The organism is Nonomuraea sp. NPDC051941, from assembly GCF_044593615.1.
In genome coordinates, this window is the sequence record NZ_JBIUCF010000002.1 from 545,518 (window position 1) to 565,580 (window position 20,063).

The window sequence follows — 20,063 nt, forward strand, 5'->3', positions numbered from 1 at the left end:
CTAGGAACTCCCGCCTTCAAGGGCGAGCTGAATCAGGAGGTCGGCGTCCATGCTGTCGATCTCCTCGGTCCTGCCGTTCGTCTCTCCGTCCTCCTCCGGGCCGGCTAGGCGGAACAGGCTGTCCAGCAGCCCGGCCTCACGTAGCCGTGAGATCGGGATGGTCGTCAGGAGCTGCCGCACCTCGGCGTCGCTCCGGACCGCGGCGGGCCCGGCCGTCCTGGCCGCGGCGGCCGGGAAGAGCTGCTCCAGTACGAATCGCGTCAGGTCGTGGGGAGTCGGATAGTCGAAGATGAGCGTGGCCGGGAGCTGAAGTCCGGTGGCCGCGTTGAGCTGGTTGCGGAGTTCGACCGCGGTCAGGGAGTCGAAGCCGAGATCCTGGAACTGGCGCCCCGGCTCGATCGCCGACCCGTCGGCGAACCCGAGCACCGCCGCGACCTGGCCTCTGACGAGTTCCGACAGGGTGTCCTGCAGCTGGTCCGGCTCCATCGTGGCCAGCCGTTCCGCCAGTCCCTGGGCCGGGCGGACACGGCGTGGCCGGGTACGGGTCCCGGCCTTGGTGAACTTCGCGGGGACCAGAGCTGCGCGGCCGGAGCGGACGCCGAGGTCGAGGAGTTCCAATCCCTCCTCAGTGGTCAGGGGCTGCACGCCCGCGCGTTCCATGCGGCGCAGGTCGGTCTCGGTCAGCTCGCCCGCCATGCCGCTGGTCGTCCAGAGGCCCCAGGCGAGGGAGGTCGCCGGGAGACCCTGGGCTCTGCGGTGGTGCGCCAGGGCGTCCAGGTACGCGTTGGCGGCGGCGTAGTTGCCCTGGCCCGCGCTGCCCAGCACGCCGGCCAGCGAGGAGAACAGCACGAACGCGGTCAGGTCGAGCCCTCGCGTGAGCTCGTGCAGGTGCCAGGCGGCGTCGGCCTTGGGCCGCAGCACCGCGTCCAGCCGCTCGCCCGACAGGGAGGTGATCACGCCGTCGTCCAGGACGCCGGCCGTGTGCACCACCCCGGTCAGCGAGTCCGCCACCGAGGCCACCACCCCGAACAGCGCCTCGCGGTCGGCCACGTCGCAGGCGGCCACCTCCACCTCGGCACCGAGTTCCGAGAGCTCGGCGACCAGCTCGGCCGCGCCCGGTGCCTCCGGGCCGCGACGGCTGACCAGCAGCAGGCGTCTGACCTCGTGTTCGGTGACGAGGTGGCGGGCCACCAATGCGCCCAGCCCGCCCGTGCCACCGGTGACCAGCACCGTGCCCTCCGGGCCGAACACCGGGCTCTGATCCTCCAGATCCGTGGCCCGGCCCAGGCGCGGTGCCCATAGCTCGCCCGCCCGCACCGCGAGTTGGGACTCGCCCGACGCCAGCGCCCGGCCGATCACGTCTTCAGGTGTGTCACCGTCCAGGTCCAGCAGCACGAACCGGCCCGGCTGCTCGGCCTGCGCGGCCCGTACCAGACCCCAGACCGCCGCCTGCGCCGCATCCGGTACGTCGTCCGCGGTCGCGACCGCCGCGCCGTGGGTGACGACGACCAGCCGGGACGAGGCCAGGCGGTCGTCGGCGAGCCACTCCTGGACCAGCTCCAGCGTCGCGTGGGTCGTGGCGTGCACGTTCTGGCCGGCGGCCGGGCACGCGACCAGGACCGCCTCCACCGGCTGAATCGAGGCCAGGTCGGGATACGTCCGCGCGCCGGTGCCCAAGCCGTCGGGACCCAGCACGGCCCACTGCGGTGCTTGCGAGCCGGCCGCGGGCGGGATCGCGATCCAGTCGAGCTGGTGCAGCGAGCTTCGGTTCTCGGTGGTGGACAGGGCACGCAGGGCCAGGGTGCCGATCTCTGCCACCGGCGCGCCGCTCTCGTCGGCGATGCTCAACGTGATGCTCGCCTCGCCGGCCTTGCTCACCTTGACGCGCAGGCCGCTCGCACCTGCCGCGTGCAGCGACACCCCGCTCCAGGCGAACGGGAGATACGGGCGTCCTGCCTCCGGTCGCGGCACCACGTCGCCCAACGCGGCCGCGTGCAGGGACGCGTCCAGCAGAGCCGGGTGCAAACCGAACCGGCCCGCCTCGGCGTGCGCCTGCTCCGGCAGCGTGATCTCGGCGAAGACCGTGCTTCCGTGCCGCCAGGCCGCAGTCAGTCCCTGGAACAGCGGCCCGTACTCCAACCCATCCGCGGCCAGGTCGTCATACAGCTGCTCGACGTCAACCGGAGCCGCCCCGGCCGGAGGCCATTGAGCGAGGTCGAACATCGGCTCCTCGGCCTGGTCGGCGAGCAGGCCTTGGGCGTGCTGCACCCACTCCGCGGCCTGGTTGCTGCGGGAATGGATGCTTATGGGGCGGGTGCCTGACTCGTCGCATGGTCCGGCGACCAGCTGGATGTGCACGCCGCCCTCGGCCGGCACCAGCAACGGCGCCTGGATGGTCAGCTCCCGCAGTTGCGGGCAGTCCAGCTCATGCCCGGCCCGCACGGCCAGCTCCACCAGCGCCGCACCCGGCACCACCACCCGGCCGTTGACCTGGTGATCGGCCAGCCAGGGCTGGGAGGTGAGAGACAGGCGGCCGGTGAGGATGACCGACGCGCCACCGGCCACCTCGGTCATCGCACTCCACATCGGATGCTCGATGGCGCCCAGCCCGGCGGCGTCCACATCACCGGACTCCAGACTGGCCGGCACCCAGTACCGCTGGTGCTGGAAGGCATAGGTGGGCAGATCGACGTGCCTGCCCGGAGCCAGCACCGCCGTCCAGTCCACGGCGATGCCGTGGGTGTGCAGCCGGCCAAGCGCCTCCATCAAGGCGCGGACTTCATCCCGGTCCTTACGAGTCGCGGGAACGAACACCCCATCGGCGATGCTCTGCTGAGCCAGCCCGGTCAGCACCCCGTCCGGACCTACTTCCAGGAAGCAGCCAGCCTCCGCAGCCGTCACCCCGTCGGCGAACCGCACGGCCTGCCGCACGTGCTCCACCCAGTAACCGGGACGGGTGAGCTGGCCCGGCTCGGCCAGCCGACCGGTGAGGTTGGAGACGATCGCGAGAGTGGGCTCGTGGTAGGTCAGACCGGAGATGGCCTCCTCGAAGGAAGCCAGCATCGGCTCCATCAACGGCGAGTGGAAAGCGTGCGAGACCCGCAACCTGCGCGTCCGAACACTCACCCGCCCCTCGATCTCAGCGATCGCCTCGGCATCACCGGAGACCACCACCGCAGCCGGACCGTTGACCGCCGCGATCCCCACCCGACCCTCCAGCAGCGGCAGAACCTCCGCCTCGGGTGCCGCGATCGCGAGCATCGCACCGCCGGTCGGCAGGGCCTGCATCAACCGCGCCCGAGCCGCCACCAGCGCACACGCATCCGCCAGCGAGAACACCCCCGCCACGTGCGCGGCGGCGATCTCCCCGATCGAATGCCCGACCAGCACATCGGCGCGGATGCCGAAGGACTCCAGCAGCCGATACAAGGCGACCTCGAAGGCGAACAGCGCCGGCTGGGTCATGCCCGTCTCGTTCAACACCCCATCCGGGTCGTCGAACATCACCTCACGGACCGGGAGCAGCTGGTTGATCTCCTCCAGCGTCTCGGCGAAGACCGGGAACGCTTCGGCGAGCTGACGGCCCATGCCGACCCGCTGGCTTCCTTGGCCGGCGAACAACAGCGCCAGCCTGCCACCAGAGCCACTCTCGGAAACCCCATCCGAGGCCAGCGCCCGCAACCCGGCCAGCAGCTCATCACGGTCAGCACCCACCACGACCGCACGCTGATCCAACACGGCCCGCCCCGTGGCCAACGACCAAGCGGCATCGGTCGTCTTCAGCTCCGGCCGCTCCTCCAGCCACGACGCCAGTCGAGACGCCTGAACCTGAAGGGCTTCGCGACTCCTCGCGGAGATCAGCCATGGCACCACCCGTGGCTCCGCGCCACCGGTCTCGATTGTCGGCGCGGGAGGCTCCTCCAGCACGACATGGGCGTTTGTACCGCTGATCCCGAACGAAGAGATTGCCGCACGACGGGCGTGCCCGTTCTGCTCCCACGGCTGCGCGTCGGTGAGCAGCCGGACCGCGCCCGCCGTCCAGTCCACGTGCGGCGAAGGCTCGTCCGCATGCAAGGTCTGCGGCAGAACCCCGTTCCGCATGGCCATGACCATCTTGATCACGCCGCCCACACCGGCTGCAGCCTGCGTGTGACCGATGTTGGACTTCAGCGAACCGAGCCACAGCGGCTGGTCCCGTTCCTGGCCGTAGGTCGCGAGCAAAGCCTGAGCCTCGATCGGGTCACCCAGCGTCGTACCAGTCCCGTGCGCCTCGACCACGTCCACATCGGCGGCCGACAACCCGGCGTTCGCCAGCGCCTGCCGGATCACCCGCTGCTGCGAAGGACCGTTCGGGGCCGTGATCCCGTTGCTCGCACCGTCCTGGTTGATCGCCGATCCCTTGAGGACCGCCAGCACCTGATGCCCATTGCGCTGAGCGTCCGACAGCCGCTCCACCAGCAGCACACCGACACCCTCACCCCAGCCCGTGCCATCCGCCGAGGCCGAGAACGCCTTGCACCGCCCATCCGCCGCCAGCCCCCGCTGCCGCGAAAACTCGATGAACATCCCCGGCGTCGACATCACCGTCACACCACCGGCCAGCGCCAGATCACACTCCCCCGACCGCAACGCCTGAGCAGCCCAATGCAACGCCACCAACGACGACGAGCAAGCGGTGTCCACGGTCACCGCCGGGCCCTCCAACCCCAACGTGTAAGAGACCCGACCCGACACCAAACTCCCACCGCTGCTGTTCGCCGGAGTCCCCAACCCGTAGTCGTGGTACATGACCCCGGCGAACACACCCGTCCGGCTCCCCCGCAACCCCGTCGGATCGATCCCCGCCCGCTCAACCGCCTCCCACGAGGCCTCCAGCAACAACCGCTGCTGCGGATCCATCGCCAACGCCTCACGCGGCGAAATTCCGAAGAACACAGGGTCGAACTCGGCGGCGTCGTACAGGAACCCGCCCAGGCGCGTGTAAGTCTTGCCCGGCGTGCCGGGCTCCGGCCCGTACACCCCTTCAACATCCCAGCCGCGATCGGTCGGGAAGTCTCCGATCGCGTCCCGAGCCTGCGCCACCAGCTCCCACAGGCCCTCCGGCGAGGTCACGCCACCCGGATACCGGCACGCCATCCCCACGATCGCGATCGGCTCGTCCGTCGCCGTCGTGGTGGCCGCCACGACCTGCGAGGTCTGCCCGCCGACCAGCTCACCCGCCAGGAACTCCGCCACCGCCTCAGCCGTCGGGTAGTCGAAGATGAGGGTGGCCGGGAGCTGAAGTCCGGTGGCCGCGTTGAGCTGGTTGCGGAACTCGACCGCGGTCAGCGAGTCGAAGCCGAGATCCTGGAACTGGCGTTGCCGGTCGATGGCGGACCCGTCTGCGAACCCGAGTACCGTGGCCGCGCTGCCGCGGACCAGGTCTGTCAGCATCGCTCGGCGTTCGGCCGGGTCCAGCGCGGTCAGACGCTGGGCGAGGCCGTTGGCGCTGCCGGCACGACGCACGGGGGTGCGCCCGTTGGTCCGGGTTTGTACGAACCGTGCGGGGATCAGCAGCGCCTGCCCGGACGACACTGCGGTGTCGAAGAGTGCGAGCCCGTCGTCGATGGACAGCGGCTTCACGCCTGCGCGTTCCATGCGGCGCAGGTCGGATTCCTTGAGCTCGCCGGCCATACCGTCGGTGGCCCAGACACCCCAGGCCAGCGAGGTGGCCGGGAGACCCTGCGCTCTGCGGTCGTGCGCCAGCGCATCCAAATATGCGTTGGCCGCGCCGTAGTTGCCCTGGCCCGCGCTGCCCAGCACCCCGGCGACCGAGGAGAACAGCACGAACGCGGTCAGATCGAGATCCCGCGTGAGCTCGTGCAGGTGCCAGGCCGCGTCGGCCTTCGGCCGCAGGACGGCGTCGATGCGCTCCGGCGTGAGGGAGGCGATGACACCGTCATCCAGAACACCTGCCGTGTGGACGACACCCATCAGCGGGTGCTCGGCGGGAATCGAGGTGATCAGGCGGGCGAGGGCGTCTCGGTCGCCGACGTCGCAGGCGGCCACCGACACGTTCGCGCCGTGCTCGGCCAGCTCGACCACGAGTGCGGCGGCACCGGGCGCCTCCAAGCCCCGACGGCTGACCAGCAGCAGGTGCCTGACCTCGTGCGCGACCACCAGATGCCGGGCCACCAACGCGCCCAACCCGCCGGTGCCACCGGTGACCAGCACAGTCCCCTCGGCCCCGAACAGCGGTCCGCTGAGTTGCTCCGGCTCCGAAACCGGGCCTGCTGCCCGCTTGAGGCGCGGGGTCAGCAGTTGACCGGCTCGGACGGCCAGTTGGGCCTCGCCCGTGGCCAGGACCTGGTCGATCATCTCTGCGCGCAGCGGCTCCGCGTCCAGGTCCAGCAGCGTGAACCGGCCGGGCTGCTCGGCCTGCGCGGCCCGTACCAGGCCCCACACCGCCGCCTGGGCCGGATCCGGCGCATCCTCCGGACCGACCGCCACCGCGTCACGCGTGACGACGACCAGCCGGGACGAGGCCAGGCGGTCGTCGGCGAGCCACTCCTGGACCAGCTCCAGCGTCGCGTGGGTCGTGGCGTGCACGTCCTGGCCGGCGGCCGGGCACGCGACCAGGACCGCCTCGGGCGGCTGAACGGAGGCCAGATCCGACCGGGTCTCGGTCCCCGTGCCCAGGTCATCGGACCCAAGCACGACCCACCGGTGCGCCTCTTGCGCGGGAGCTGTCGGGACCGCCTCCCAGTCGAGCTGGTGCAGCAAGCCCTGGGTCTCGGACGCGCTGAGTTCGGTGGCGGACAGAGCTCGCAAGGTGAGCGCGTTGACCTCGGCCACCGGCGCGCCGGTGTCGTCGGCGATGCTCAACGTGATGCTCGCCTCGCCGGCCTTGCTCACCTTGACGCGCAGGCCGCTCGCGCCGGCCGCGTGCAGCGACACCCCGCTCCAGGCGAACGGGAGATACGGCCGCCCGGCTTCCGCTCTCGGCACCACGTCGCCCAACGCGGCCGCGTGCAGGGACGCGTCCAGCAAGGCCGGGTGCAAACCGAACCGGCCCGCCTCGGCGCGCGCCTGCTCCGGCAGCGTGATCTCGGCGAACACCGTGCTTCCCTGCTGCCAGGCGGTGGTCAAGCCTTGGAAGAGCGGCCCGTACTCCAGTCCGCTGGCGGCCAGGTCGTCGTACAGCTGCTCGACGTCAATCGCAGTTGCTCCGGCCGGGGGCCATTGAGCCAGGTCGAACACCGGCTCCTCGGCCTGGTCGACGAGCAGGCCTTGCGCGTGCTGCACCCACTCCCCCGCCTGGCTGCTGCGGGAATGGATGCTCACCGGACGCGCGCCTGTCTCATCGGATGGTCCGGCGACCAGCTGGATGTGCACGCCGCCCTCGGCAGGCACCAGCAACGGCGCCTGGATGGTCAGCTCTCGCAACTGCGGGCAGTCCAGCTCATGCCCGGCCCGCACCGCCAGCTCCACCAGCGCCGCACCCGGCACCACCACCCGGCCGTTGACCTGGTGATCGGCCAGCCAGGGCTGCGTTATCAGCGACAACCGACCCGTGAAGGTGTGAGTGTCGGAGTCCGGCGCCGAGATGGCGGCACGGAGTACGGGGTGATCGATGGCACCCAGCCCGGCGGCGTCCACATCGCCGGTGTCCTGTGCAGCGGGCACCCAGTACCGCTCCCGCTGGAAGGCGTAGGTGGGCAGATCGACGTGCCTGGCCGGGGTCAGCACCGCCGTCCAGTCCACGGCAATGCCGTGGGTGTGCAACCGACCGAGCGCTTCGACCAGCGCGCGAACCTCATCCCGGTCCTTGCGCGTGGCGGGAACGAACACACCATCGGCGATGCTCTGCTGAGCCAGTCCCGTCAGAACCCCATCCGGGCCGACCTCCAGGAAGCAACCGGCCTCCGCAGCCGTCACCCCGTCGGCGAACCGCACCGCCTGGCGCACGTGCTCCACCCAATAGGTCGGGGTGGTCAGCTGGCCCGGCTCGGCCAGTTGGCCGGTGAGGTTGGAAACGATCGCGAGAGTGGGCTCGTGGTAGGTCAGACCGGAGATGGCCTGCTCGAAGTCGGCAAGCATCGGCTCCATCAGCGGGGAATGGAAGGCGTGCGAGACCCGCAACCTGCGCGTCCGAACGCTCACCCGGCCCTCGATCTCAGCGATCTTTTGGGCATCTCCGGAGATCACCACCGCTGCGGGGCCGTTGACCGCTGCGATCCCGACCTGGCCCTCCAGCAGGGGCAGAACCTCCGCCTCAGGTGCGGCGATCGCCAACATCGCGCCACCGGTCGGCAGAGCCTGCATCAACCGCGCCCGAGCCGCCACCAGCGCACACGCATCGGCCAGCGAGAACACTCCGGCCACGTGCGCGGCGGCAATCTCCCCGATCGAATGCCCGACCAGCACATCCGCGCGGATGCCAAAGGACTCCAGCAGCCGATACAACGCAACCTCGAAGGCGAACAACGCCGGCTGAGTCATCCCCGTCTCGTTCAACACCCCATCGGGGTCATCGAACATCACCTCTCGGACCGGCAGGAGCTGGTTGATCTCCTCCAGCGTCTCGGCGAACACCGGGAACGCCTCAGCGAGCTGTCGGCCCATGCCGACCCGCTGGCTGCCTTGACCGGCGAACAGCAACGCCAGCCTGCCTCCAGTTGCCACCTCCGGGGAACCTTCAGCCAGCGCCCGCAACCCGGCCAGCAGTTCGTCACGGTCAGCGCCCACCACGACCGCACGCTGCTCCAGGACCGCCCGCCCCGTGGCCAACGACCAAGCAGCGTCCGACACCGAGAGCGACGGCCGCGCCGACAGCCACGACTCCAGTTGAGCCGCCTGAGCCTGAAGCGCCTGCGGGTCCTTGGCGGACACCAGCCACGGCACCACCGGCAACTCCGCGCCACCGGTCTCGGTTGTCGAAGCGGGAGGCTCCTCCAGCACGACATGGGCGTTCGTACCGCTGATCCCGAACGAAGAGATTGCCGCACGACGCGCATGCCCGTTCTCCTGCCACGGCTGCGCCTCGGTCAGCAGCTCAACGGCACCGGCCGACCAATCCACATGCGGCGACGGCTCGTCCACGTGCAACGTCTGCGGCAGAACCCCGTTCCGCATCGCCATGACCATCTTGATCACGCCCGCGACGCCCGCCGCGGCCTGCGCGTGGCCGATGTTCGACTTGATCGACCCCAGCCAGAGCGGCTGGTCCCGGTCCTGGCCGTACGTCGCAAGGAGCGCCTGGGCCTCGATCGGGTCACCCAGAGCGGTCCCGGTGCCATGTGCCTCGACCACGTCCACGTCCCCGGTCGACAGCCCGGCGTTCGCCAGCGCCTGGCGGATCACCCGCTGCTGGGAAGGGCCGTTCGGCGCGGTCAGGCCGTTGCTGGCGCCGTCCTGGTTGATCGCCGAGCCCCGAACCATCGCCAACACCCGATGACCGTTGCGCTGGGCGTCCGACAGCCGCTCCACCAGCAGCATGCCGGCACCTTCACCCCAGCCGGTGCCATCAGCGGCGGCCGAGAACGCCTTGCAGCGCCCGTCCGGCGACAGGCCCCGTTGCCGGGAGAACTCGATGAAGGTGCTCGGTGTGGCCATCACGGTGACGCCGCCGGCCAGCGCCAGGTCGCATTCGCCCGATCGCAGGGCCTGTACCGCCAGGTGCAGCGCCACCAGGGAGGACGAGCATGCCGTGTCCACGGTCACGGCCGGACCTTCCAGGCCCATGGTGTAGCTCACCCGGCCGGAGGCGATGCTGCCGGAGCTGCCGGTGCCGATGAGCCCTTCCAGCTCGCCGGGCACGGCCGAGAGCTGGGGCGCGTAGTCGTGGTACATGACCCCGGCGAACACACCCGTCCGACTCCCCCGCAACCCCGTCGGATCGATCCCCGCCCGCTCAACCGCCTCCCACGAGGTCTCCAGCAGCAACCGCTGCTGCGGATCCATCGCCAACGCCTCACGCGGCGAAATCCCGAAAAATCCCGAATCGAACTCCGCCGCGTCATACAAGAACCCGCCATGCCGCGCATACGACGTCCCACGGCTGTCCGGATCCGGGTCATACAACCTCTCCAGATCCCAACCCCGATCAACCGGGAACTCCCCAACCGCATCCTGACCCGAGAACACCAGCTCCCACAGACCCTCCGGCGAGACCACACCCCCCGGATACCGGCACGCCATCCCCACAATCGCGATCGGCTCATCCACCACCGAGGCGGCGGTCACCAGGGCCTGCGAGGTCTGCCCACCGCCCAACTCACTCGCCAGGAACTCCGCCACCGCCTCAGCCGTCGGGAAGTCGAACACCAACGTCGCCGGCAACCGCAGCCCGGTCGCGGCGTTGAGCTGGTTGCGGAACTCCACCGCAGTCAGCGAGTCGAAGCCCAACTCCTGGAACCGTTTGGTCGGCTCCACCGCGTCGCCGCTCTGGAACCCGAGCGCCGTGGCCACCTGGCTTCGGACCAGTTGCAGGAGATCGGCCGGGTTCGCGCTGGTGGTGGTCGTGCTGGTACGGCGGGCAGGCACGCGGACCAGCCCGTGAAGGAGCGCGGGCAGCGTGCCCGCCTGCGCCTGGGCCTGCAGCGCCGGCATGCTCAGCGCGGCCGGGACCAGATCGGCGCGATCGCCGTTGACCGCGACGTCGAACAGAGCCAGCCCGTCGGCGATGGGCAGGGGTGTGATGCCGCCGCGTTCGAGGCGGCGCAGGTCGGACTCGTCCAGTTCGCCCGCCATGCCGCCGGTGGCCCACAGGCCCCAGGCCAGCGAGGTCGCCGGAAGGCCCTGCGCTCTGCGCCGCTGGGCCAGGACGTCCAGGTACGTGTTCGCGGCGGCGTAGTTGCCCTGGCCCGCGCTGCCCAGCACCCCGGACAGGGAGGAGAACAGCACGAAAGCGGTCAGATCGAGATCCTGCGTGAGCTCGTGCAGGTGCCAGGCCGCGTCGGCCTTGGGCCACAGGACGGCGTCGATGCGCTCCGGCGTGAGGGAGGCGATGACACCGTCATCCAGAACACCTGCTGTGTGGACGACACCCGTCAGCGGGCGGTCGGCGGGGATAGACGCGATCAGACGGGCGAGAGCGTCACGGTCCGCCACGTCGCAGGCGGCCACGTCCACCTCGGCGCCCAGGTCGGAGAGCTCGGACACCAGCTCGGCCGCGCCCGGCGCCTCCGGACCGCGACGGCTGACCAGCAGCAGGTGCCTGACCTCGTGCGCCACCACCAGATGCCGGGCCACCAACGCGCCCAACCCGCCGGTGCCGCCGGTGACCAGCACGGTCCCCTCGGACCCGAACTGCTCTGGTCCCGAAAGCGGCCCCGAAACCGGCCCTGCTGCCCGCTTGAGGCGCGGGGTCAGCAGCCGGCCGGCCCGTACCGCCACCTGGGGCTCACCGGTGGCCAGCGCCTGGGAGACCGGCTCCGTCGAGTCGTCGTCCACGTCCAGGAGCAGGAACCGGTCCGGCTGCTCGGCCTGCGCGGCGCGTACCAGACCCCATACCGCCGCCTGCGCCGGGTCCGGCACGTCGTCCGGGGTCGCCGCGACCGCGCCGTGCGTGACGATCACCAGACGCGCGGGCGTCTCCTGCACCGCCGCCAGCACGGCATGGGTGGCGTGCCTGATCGCCTCCGGGGTTCCCGCCTCGGTCACGGGTACGTCGAAGATCTCGTACTGGAGGTCGTTCTGCGCGGTACGGCCACCGGCCGGCACCCAGTCGATCTGGAACAGGCTGTTGGAACCGGTCGTCCGCTGGTCGGCGGAGCTCGGGCGCAGCGTGAGCGAGCCGACCTCCATGACGGGCACGCCGGCGGCGTCCGCCATGGTCAGGGCGACCACACCGGGGCCGGCCGTGGGCGCGATCCTGACCCGTAGCACCGTCGCGCCGTCGGCGTGCAGCGCCACCTGGCTCCAGGCGAAGGGGATGTACGGCCGTCCCGGTTCGGCCTGCGGCAGCAGCCCGGACATGGGGATGGCGTGCAGGGAGGCATCGAGCAGCGCCGGGTGCAGGCCGAACCGCCGGGTCTCGGTGTGCTCCGGCAGCGCGATCTCGGCGTAGACGGCGTCGTCGCTCTTCCAGGCGGCCCTGAGGCATTGGAAGGCGCCGCCGTACTCCATGCCGGTCGCGGCGAGGTCTTCATAGACGGTGCCCACGTCGAGGGACTGCGCGCCGGGCGGCGGCCACTGCGTGAGATCGAAGCCGGGTACGGCGGCGGCCGGGGCCAGCACGCCCTGGGCGTTCTGGCTCCAGTCCGTGGTGTCCTCGGCCCTCGAGTAGATCGTCACCGGCCGGCGTCCCGACTCGTCGGCGGCTCCGACCACCACCTGGAGATGGAGGGTGCCCCGCTCGGGCAGGACCATCGGGGTCTGGTGGGTGAGCTCGTCGAGCACCGGGCAACCGGCCTCGTCCCCGGCCCGTACCGCCAGCTCCACCTGTGCCGAGCCAGGCACGACCACCCGGCCGCCGACCATGTGGTCGGCCAGCCACGGCTGCGTGGCCGGTGACAGGCGGCCGATGAGGGTGAGGGTGTCGGTCCCCGGAGAGGGGACGGTCGCGGTCAGGAGCGGGTGCTCGACGGCCGCCAGCCCACCGCCCGAGGCGACGTCACCGGTGGCGTATCCGGCGTCGAGCCAGTACCGCTGGCGCTGGAAGGCGTAGGTGGGCAGGTCGACGTGCCGGGCGGGGACGGAGGCGAAGTAGGCGTCCCAGTCCACGATGATGCCGTGGGTGTGCAACCGCCCGAGCGCTTCGACCAGCGCGCGAACCTCGTCCCGGTCCTTGCGCGTGGCGGGGATGAACACACCATCGGCGATGCTCTGCTGAGCCAGCCCCGTCAGCACTCCATCCGGGCCGACCTCCAGGAAGCAACCGGCCTCCGCAGCCGTCACCCCGTCGGCGAACCGCACGGCCTGGCGCACGTGCTCCACCCAGTAGCTCGGGGTGGTCAGCTGCCCCGGCTCGGCCAGCCGGCCCGTGAGGTTGGAAACGATCGCCAATGTGGGCTCGTGGAAAGTCAGACCGGAGATGGCCTCCTCGAAGGAAGCCAGCATCGGCTCCATCAACGGCGAGTGGAAAGCGTGCGAGACCCGCAACCTGCGCGTCCGAACACTCACCCGCCCCTCGATCTGCGTGATCGCCTCGGCGTCGCCGGAGATCACCACGGCTGCGGGGCCGTTGACCGCCGCGATCCCGACCTGGCCTTCCAGCAGGGGCAGAACCTCCGCCTCGGGTGCGGCGATCGCGAGCATCGCGCCGCCGGTCGGCAGGGCCTGCATCAACCGCGCCCGGGCCGCCACCAGCGCACACGCATCGGCCAGCGAGAACACTCCGGCCACGTGCGCGGCGGCGATCTCCCCGATCGAGTGCCCGACCAGCACATCCGCGTGAATGCCGAAGGACTCCAGCAGCCGATACAGCGCGACCTCGAAGGCGAACAACGCCGGCTGGGTCATCCCGGTCTCGTTCAGCACCCCATCGGGGTCGTTGAACATCACCTCTCGGATCGGCAGCAGCTGGTTGATCTCCTCCAGGGTCTCGGCGAACACCGGGAACGCCTCAGCAAGCTGACGGCCCATCCCGACCCGCTGGCTTCCCTGACCGGCGAACAACAACGCCAGCCTGCCTCCAGCTGCCACCTCCGGGGAACCCTCGGCCAGCGCCCGCAACCCCGCCAGCAGCTCGTCACGATCAGCACCCACCACGACCGCACGCCGCTCCAGCACCGCTCTCGTGGAGACAAGCGCCTTACCGACCTCGGCAAGCGATACGTCATCCCTCGATGCCCAGTCCGCGAGCCTCCCCGCCTGCTCCCGTAGCGCTGCGGGGTCGTTGGCCGAGATGAGCCAGGGCACGGCGGGCATCGACGGGTCGTCCTCGCTGACGGGCTCGACGGCGGCCGGGCCCTGCTCGACGATCACGTGGGCGTTGGTGCCGCTGACGCCGAAGGACGAGACTCCGGCCCGGCGCGGGCGGTCCTGGAGGTCCCACGGGCGGTCCGAGGTCAGCAGTTCGACCGCCCCCGCCGACCAGTCCACGTGCGGTGACGGCTCGTCCACGTGCAGGGTCCGGGGCATGAGGCCGTGCCGCATCGCCATGACCATCTTGATCACGCCACCCACCCCGGCGGCGGCCTGCGTGTGACCGATGTTCGACTTCAGCGACCCCAGCCACAACGGCCGGTCCCGCTCCTGCCCATAGGTCGCGATGATGGCCTGCGCCTCGATCGGGTCGCCCAGCGTCGTACCGGTGCCGTGGGCCTCGACCACGTCCACGTCCGAGGTCGTCAGACCGGCGTTGGCCAGGGCCTGGCGGATCACGCGCTCCTGGGAGGGGCCGTTCGGGGCGGTCAGGCCGTTGCTGGCGCCGTCCTGGTTGATCGCGGTGCCCCGGACGAGGGCGAGGATCTGGTGGCCGTTGCGCTGGGCGTCCGACAACCGCTCCACCAGCAGCATGCCCGCGCCCTCGGCCCAGCCGGTGCCGTCGGCGGAGGCGGAGAACGCCTTGCACCGGCCGTCCGCGGCGAGCCCGCGCTGCCGGGAGAACTCGATGAAGACGTTGGGCGTGGCCATCACCGTCACCCCGCCGGCCAGGGCGAGATCGCACTCGCCGGACCGCAGGGACTGGGCCGCCAGGTGCAGCGCCACCAGCGACGACGAGCACGCCGTGTCCACCGTCACGGCCGGGCCTTCCAGCCCGAACGTGTAGGCGACCCGGCCCGAGGCGATGCTGCCCGCGCTGCCGTTGAGCACGAACCCCTCGAACCCCTCGGGCGCCTGCGGCAGGCGCGTGCCGTAGTCGTGGTACATCACGCCCGCGAACACGCCGGTACGGCTCCCGCGCATCGCCTTGGGGCTGATCCCGGCCCGCTCGATCGCCTCCCACGAGGTTTCGAGGAGCAGCCGCTGCTGCGGATCCATCGCGGTGGCCTCGCGCGGCGAGATCCCGAAGAGCGCGGGGTCGAAGAGGTCGGCGTCGTGCAAGAACCCGCCCTCTCGGGCGTAGCTGGTGCCCGCGTGAGCGGGGTCGGGGTCGTACAGCCGTTCCAGGTCCCAGCCCCGGTTGCCGGGGAAAGTGGTGATCGCGTCGGCGCCCTGGGTGAGGAGCCGCCAGAGGTCCTCGGGCGAGACCACGTCGCCGGGGTAGCGGCAGGCCATGCCGACGATCGCGATGGGCTCGTCGGCGGTCCCGGTCTGGGCGGCCACCTGGTCGGCCCGCGAGGATCCGGTGAGCTCGGCGCGCAGGTGCTCGGCGAGTTCGTCGGGGGTGGGGAAGTTGAACAGGAGCGTGGCGGGCAGTCTCAGCCCGGTGGCGGCGTTGAGCCGGTTACGCAGCTCGATGGAGCTCAGCGAGTCGAACCCGAGGTCCTTGAACGCGGTCCCGATGTCCACGGAGTCGGCGTCGGCGTGGCCGAGCACCTGCGCGACGCTCGTACGGATGAGCGACAGCAGCGCGCCCTTGTCGGCCCGCGCCCTCGCCTGCCTGGGGGCCGCAGGCTTGCGCGCCGGGGCCTTGACCAGGGAACGGAAGACGGCGGGGATCTCGTCCTGGCGGCGCAGGGCGGTTGTGTCGAGGCGGGCGAGTATCTGCACTCCCCTGTCGAGCGCGAGCCCCGCGTCGAACAGGGCCATGCCCTCGGCCACGGGCAGCGGCGCGAGCCCGACCCTGTTGAGGCGGGCGACGTCGACCTGGCTCAGCGCGCCGGCCATGCCGCTGTCCGACTCCCACAGCCCCCACTGGAAGGAGGCGGCGGGCAGACCCTGCGCCCGCCGGTGCAGGGCCAGGGCGTCCAGGTACGTGTTCGCGGCGGCGTAGTTCGCCTGGCCGGCGCTGCCGACCGTGGCCGCGACGGACGAGTACATCACGAAGAACGACAGGTCATCGGTGAGCTCGTGCAGATGCCAGGCGGCGTCCGCCTTCGGGCCGAAGACGCGGTCGATCCGCTCGGGGGTCAGCGAGGTCACGGCGCCGTCGTCCACGACCCCGGCCAGGTGCACGACACCCTGCAGCGGCCGGTCCGCTGGGATGCCGGCCAGCAGGGCGGCCAGTTCGGCGCGGTCGGCGACGTCACAGGCCGCCACGGTGACCTGCGCGCCCAGCGAGGTCAGCTCGTCCGCCAGCGCCTGCGCGCCGGGCGCCGCGGCACCGCGACGGCCCGCCAGCAGCAGGTGCCGTACGCCGTGCCCGGTGACGAGCCGCCGCGCGGCCAGGGCCCCCAACTCGCCCGTGCCACCGGTCAGCAGCACGGTCCCGTCCACCGTCATCGACGCGGTCGCGGGCGCGGTCTGGGTCACGGGAACGATGCGCGGCACGCGGAGCTCGCCCTGCCGCAGGGCGACCTGCGGCTCGCCGGACGCGCAGGCGCGCAGCAGCGCGGCCGCGGAGTCGGGATGGTCGTCGGTGTCGACGATGACGAACCGCCCGGCATGCTCGGACTGGGCGGACCGCATCAGACCCCAGACGGGCGCGGTGGACAGATCCGGCACCTCGCCCTCGACGGCGCTGACCGCCCCACCGGTCACCAGCGCCAGCTTGGCCTGTGCGAACCGCTCGTCCGCGAGCCACTGCTGGACGAGCGCCAGCACCTCGTACGTCCTGATACGTCCCTCACCGGCCGGGACCCGGGCAAGCACCAGGTCCGGGACCGCCTCCACGTCACCCAGCGAGGCCAGGCCGTCGAGCTCCACCACGCGCTCGGGCTCCGGCCCGGCGGTGGCGGGCGCGGTCACCCAGTCCAGCGCGTACGGCGTGCTCCCGGGCGACAGCTCGGCCGTCACGGGCCTGACCACCAGGGAGTCCACGGTGAGGATCGGCGCGCCGGTGTCGTCCGCGACGCTCAGCGACAGCTCACCCTGGCCCTTCGCCGTCGTACGGACCCGCGCCATGGTCCCGCCCACCGCGTGCGGCGAGATGCCGGACCAGGCGAAGGGCAGGAACGGCTGCCCCGGCTCGGTACGCGGCAGGAGATCGCCGAGCGTGATGGAGTGCAGCACCGCGTCCAGGAGAGCGGGGTGGAACCCGAACCGCTCCGCGCCCGTCAGCGCCTGGTCGGGCAGCACGATCTCGGCGTAGACCGCGCCGTCGCGCTGCCAGGCGCTCACCAGACCCTGGAAGGCTTCGCCGTACTCCAGGCCCGAGACGGCCAGGTCGTCGTACAGGTGGTCGATGTCGATGGGCTGCGCCCCGAGCGGCGGCCATTGCGCGAGGTCGAAGCCGGGTTCGGCGGCGGCGGGGCCGAGCGTGCCCTGGGCGTGCCGCTGCCAGGAGTCGCCGCCTTCGGGGCGGGAGTACACGGCGATGCCACGCCGGCCGCCGTCGTCCGGCCCGTCGATGACCACCTGGAGCTGTACGGGGTGCTCGTGCGTGATCACGAGAGGAGCTTGGATGGCCAGTTCGGAGACCGCCTCGCAGTCCTCGGTCTCCGCCGCGGCCCGCAGCGCGATCTCGAGGAAGCCCGTGCCGGGAAGGATCACGGTGCCGTTGACCGCGTGGTCGGCGAGCCAGGGCAGCGTGGCCAGGGACAGCCGCCCGGTGAGCGTGAGGGTGTCGGAGTCGGGGGCGGGCACGGCCGCGCTGAGTATCGGGTGCTCAACGGCGCTCAGCCCGGCGGCGGTCACGTCGCTGACGGCTCTGCCCGACTCCAGCCAGTACCGCTGGTGCTGGAAGGCATAGGTGGGCAGATCGACATGCCTGGCCGGGGCCAGCACCGCCGTCCAGTCCACGGCGATCCCCTGGGCGTGCAGCCGGCCAAGCGCCTCCATCAAGGCGCGGACTTCATCCCGGTCCTTACGAGTTGCGGGAACGAACACCCCATCGGCGATGCTCTGCTGAGCCAGCCCGGTCAGCACCCCGTCCGGACCTACTTCCAGGAAGCAGCCAGCCTCCGCAGCCGTCACCCCGTCGGCGAACCGCACGGCCTGCCGCACGTGCTCCACCCAGTAACCGGGACGGGTGAGCTGCCCCGGCTCGGACAGCCGGCCCGTGAGGTTGGAGACGATCGCAAGAGTGGGCTCGTGGTAGGTCAACCCGGAGATGGCCTCCTCGAAGGAAGCCAGCATCGGCTCCATCAACGGCGAGTGGAAAGCGTGCGAGACCCGCAACCTGCGCGTCCGAACACTCACCCGCCCCTCGATCTCCGCGATCGCTGCTTCGTCGCCGGAGACCACCACCGCAGCCGGGCCGTTGACCGCCGCGATCCCCACCCGGTCCCCCAACAGCGGCAGAACCTCCGCCTCGGGTGCCGCGATCGCGAGCATCGCCCCGCCGGTCGGGAGAGCCTGCATCAACCGGGCCCGGGCCGCCACCAAGGCGCACGCATCGGCCAGCGAGAAGACTCCGGCCACGTGCGCGGCGGCGATCTCGCCGATCGAATGCCCGACCAGCACATCCGCCCGGACCCCGAAGGACTCCAGCAGCCGATACAGCGCAACCTCGAAGGCGAACAACGCGGGCTGCGTCATGCCCGTCTCGTTCAACACCCCATCCGGGTCGTCGAACATCACCTCACGAACCGGCAGAAACTGGTTGATCTCCTCCAGCGCCTCGGCGAACACCGGAAACGCCTCAGCCAGCTGCCGACCCATCCCGACCCGCTGGCTCCCCTGGCCGGCGAACAGCAACGCCAGCTTTCCGCCAGAACCACTCCCGGAAACCCCATCCGAGGCCAGCGCCCGCAACCCAGCCAGCAGCTCATCACGATCAGCACCCACCACGACCGCACGCTGCTCCAGCGCAGAACGCCCCGTCGCCAACGACCAAGCGGCGTCCGGCACCGAGAGCGACGGCCGCGCCGACACCCACGCCGCCAACCGCCCGGCCTGCTCCACCAGCGCCTCGCGGCTCTTCGCCGAGAGCACCCATGGCACCACCGGCGAGCCCACGACCTCGTCAGAAGCCGGTTCGGCCGGATCCCCCTGCTCAAGGACCACGTGGGCGTTGGTGCCGCTGACCCCGAAGGACGAGACGGCAGCGCGACGCGGATGATCCTGAACGTCCCACGACCGAGCCTCGGTCAACAGCTCAACAGCACCGGCAGACCAGTCCACGTGCGGCGAAGGCTCGTCCACGTGCAAGGTCCGGGGCATGAGCCCGTGCCGCATGGCCATCACCATCTTGATGACCCCGGCCACGCCGGCGGCGGCCTGCGTGTGACCGATGTTGGACTTCAGCGACCCCAGCCACAGCGGCCGTTCCCGCTCCTGGCCGTAGGTCGCGAGAAGCGCCTGCGCCTCGATCGGGTCACCCAAGCTGGTCCCGGTCCCGTGCGCCTCGACCACGTCCACCTCAGCGGCCGACAACCCGGCGTTCGCCAGCGCCTGCCGGATCACCCGCTGCTGGGAAGGCCCGTTCGGCGCCGCGAGGCCGTTGCTCGCCCCGTCCTGGTTGATCGCCGAGCCCTTGATGACCCCCAGCACCTGGTGCCCGTTGCGGCGGGCGTCCGACAGCCGCTCCACCAGCAGCACGCCGACACCCTCACTCCACCCCGTGCCGTCGGCGGAGGCCGAGAACGCCTTGCACCGCCCGTCCGCCGACAACCCCCGCTGCCGGGAGAACTCCACGAACGTGCCGGGCGACGCCATCACCATCGCGCCGCCCGCCAGGGCCATGTCGCACTCGCCCGTCCGGAGGGCCTGCGCGGCCAGGTGCAGCGCCACCAGCGACGACGAGCACGCCGTGTCCACGGTCACCGCCGGGCCCTCGAACCCGAACGTGTACGACACCCGCCCGGACGCCACGCTGGCCAACTGGCCGGTGAGGAGGTATCCCTCGACCGCGTCGGAGCCCTCGGAGCGCCGTGGCCCGTACTCCATCGGCGCGATGCCGGTGAAGACCCCGGTCTGGCTGCCGTGCAGCGTGGCCGAGTCGATGTTGGCGTGTTCGAAGACCTCCCACGAGGCCTCCAGGAGCAGCCGCTGCTGCGGGTCCATGCCCAGGGCCTCGCGCGGCGAGATGCCGAAGAAGGCCGCGTCGAAGTCGGCGGCGTCATACAGGAAGCCGCCCTGCCGGGTGTAGGAGGTGCCCCGGTTGCCGGGGTCGGGGTCGAACAGCCGGTCCAGGTCCCAGCCGCGGTCGGTGG

1 protein-coding gene (running past one end of the window) is annotated in these 20,063 nt (G+C 71.3%); it reads right to left on the reverse strand.

The window, feature by feature from the left end:
• Positions 1-20,063: the 3' portion of an SDR family NAD(P)-dependent oxidoreductase gene (locus ACIHFD_RS06260; RefSeq protein ID WP_397365849.1), read on the reverse strand. The gene runs 7,339 nt beyond the window's last position; only the last 20,063 of its 27,402 coding nucleotides appear in the window; the start codon falls outside the window, past its right edge; it ends in the stop codon at positions 1-3.